The organism is Christiangramia qingdaonensis (assembly GCF_048381525.1).
In the GTDB taxonomy this organism is placed as follows: domain Bacteria; phylum Bacteroidota; class Bacteroidia; order Flavobacteriales; family Flavobacteriaceae; genus Christiangramia.
Genome location: NZ_JBLWIM010000005.1, coordinates 6,214 through 8,721, shown reverse-complemented (window position 1 = coordinate 8,721; position 2,508 = coordinate 6,214). Strand labels below are relative to the sequence as shown.

Sequence of the window (2,508 nt, the reverse complement as noted above, 5' to 3'; positions counted from 1 at the left end):
ATTTCTCATAAAAACTTGTTTGTAACGGTCTCGGTTATCGCCAGTTGGCGGAGTAAGGGACGCGGATTTGTCGGCTTAGTATTTTGTTGTTTGTTAAGTTAATTATTTTCTTAGTAACGCTACCGCCTATTGGCGATTAACCGTTGTTGTTGCAAGTTTTTGTTCACTAATTTGGTTTAGGAGGTGGTGGCGGTGGAATCATTCTTAATGGTCTATCTCTGAAATATATTTTCAAATATAAAGTGTCCGAAAATTTCTGATTTAATTGATTGAATTTTTCTGATATGTTGATTAAAAGATTCTCAATTTTATTTGATTTAGTATTTTTATCAAAATATATTTCTATTCCAGCCCGATCTGGTGAGTCTGAATAATTAAAATTTTTTCCCTTATTTAAAAGATGTCTTTCTAATATTAATTCTAAACTATCTATAGGATGTTTAATCTTATAGTTAGTTAGAATTGAATCATTTTGTATAAAAATTCGTGATCGAAATGTTGGGCAACTTATTACCATTCTCTCTGAACATTCATACCATGGCAAGAGCTCATATTTTTCATTTTCTTTTGAATAATTTATAATAGGAACAGAATCTTTACAAGCAATTTTATCAATCTCGTTTAATAATTCTGAATAATTTCTAAGTCGCTCAATGAAAATATTTGAAAGATTAGTTTTATCATTTAAATTTTCTCTTTCTGGATAATAATATACTTCTTGTTCAAGAATTTTTTTTTCATTCTTCTGGTTACAAGAGATTAAGCTTATAATTAAAATGAGTGATATGTATATTGCTTTCTTCAAAAATTTGCTACAACGGTCTCGGTTATCGCCAGTTGGCGGAGTAAGGGACGCGGATTTGTCGGCTTAGTATTTTGTCGTTGGTCAAATTAGTTATTTTCTATATAACGCTACCGCTTATTGGCGATTAACCGTTGTTAGTTGCAGGTTTTATGGTTCGAGAATAAATTATGAAAAAAATATCCCACCTTATCGAAAACGTTACGCTTTTGAACTATTGTAATTCCACCTAATGGTGTATTGTCTTCGATCAATTGTACGTTGAAAAACTTATTATTTCTAAAGAATCTTATCTCTTTTATTATAAAACCGACAAAAGAGAAAATGAGGAAATTTTTTTCTCCTAGTTTTTCAGCGGGAATTTTCAAATTGAATTCTCCTTCTAAATTAGTTTGTGTTCCAATCCTAGAATCTTTGAAAATTACATTGGTTCCAGGTATTGCTAGACCGTCTGAATCAGTAACCTTCCCTCTAATTGTAATTGAATCTTGAACCTTCTTAATAGGTAATACGCTTTTCCATTCTGTTTTGTCCGTTTGCTCAAATGTTTGTTTAGTTGGATTAGCAGTTACTGGCTCGCTCAAACCAATTATAGAACTAAGTCCAATGAAAAAAGCAAATTTGGAAAAGTATTGCGTACCTAATTGATTAGACTCAATTTTGTTTTCTAATTGGGACGGATGTAATTTTCCACATACCTCTCCACTTCCTTCAATTTTTTCGAAAATTTGATTCTTACTATATCCAGTGAAATCAATAACTTCTTTTTGACATTTATCACAAAATCTATTTCTACCAAGGCTTCTCATGGATTGCCAGGCTTGATCACAAGGGTTAGTTACTTCAATTCTTCTTTGCATAAATTCTGGATTCAGTTTTGTTTAAAACTTGCAACTAACGGTCTCGGTTATCGCCAGTTGGCGGAGTAAGGGTTGCGGACTTGTCGGCTTAGTATTGGTTTGTTGGTCAAGATAATTATTTTCTTACTAACGTTGCCGCTTATTGGCGATTAACCGATGTTAGCAATAGTTATTTGCGTTACTTACTTTCTTGCATAACTATATATTCTTCGCTTGCTTCATAAATCTTTTGTAATAAATCTAGACGCCTTGATGGGTCTAATAAATCATAATTTAATGATTTAGATTCTAAATAATCAAAAAATAGATCACATCGGTTTTCGGGAATTCCCAGAGAATTTTTTAAATACTCACAATTTAAAGTATCGTCCGACGCAAATAGTTCTACATAATCACTTAAGTGAATAATTCTTATCTCAGATTTTTTAGGAATTGACTTTTTGTTACCTGGTATAATACTAGCTAATAAATTTCCTTTAGGGTTTGGTGGATAGTATATAAACCAATTCTTTTCTAGATCCGTTTTAAATGTTTTTTTTAATTCTTCATTTGCCGTTTTCACATCAAATGCCTTTGACGACGAACTGATATTTACTTCATCTAATAGGTTAACTATCTTCTTAAGTTCAATTACTAAAGTTGTTTGTAAATGATTTTCATCAACAATCAGTATTTGTTGTTCAAATTGGATCGAGTTAAATACTAAAGTGTCTCCTAAGTCACTTGATATAGAAAAATACCCTTCTTGATTTGTAGTAGAAGAATTTCCGCTATTCATATTTACAATTTCAAAATCCGATACTCTTTCATCTGAATCGTAAACGATACCTCTAATTTCCTGAGCTG

General features: G+C 31.4%; 3 protein-coding genes. All 3 read right to left on the bottom strand.

Annotated elements, in window-relative coordinates:
• Positions 1–166: 166 nt before the first annotated feature.
• Positions 167–805: a hypothetical protein gene (locus tag ACNI3T_RS00545; protein ID WP_418226149.1), complete on the bottom strand. Its 639-nt coding sequence runs from the start codon at positions 803–805 to the stop codon at positions 167–169.
• Between the two features lie 134 nt (positions 806–939).
• Entirely contained in the window at positions 940–1,662 is a 723-nt protein-coding gene (locus ACNI3T_RS00540; RefSeq protein ID WP_418226148.1) for a carboxypeptidase-like regulatory domain-containing protein, read from the bottom strand.
• Between the two features lie 178 nt (positions 1,663–1,840).
• A partial coding sequence (locus ACNI3T_RS00535; RefSeq protein WP_472272113.1) for a peptidase associated/transthyretin-like domain-containing protein occupies positions 1,841–2,508 on the bottom strand: 668 nt, incomplete at its 5' end.

Bases quoted from the DNA above. Each gene is read 5' to 3' on its own strand.
- ACNI3T_RS00540 (WP_418226148.1), bottom strand. From the start codon at position 1,662: ATGCAAAGAAGAATTGAAGTAACTAACCCTTGTGATCAAGCCTGGCAA.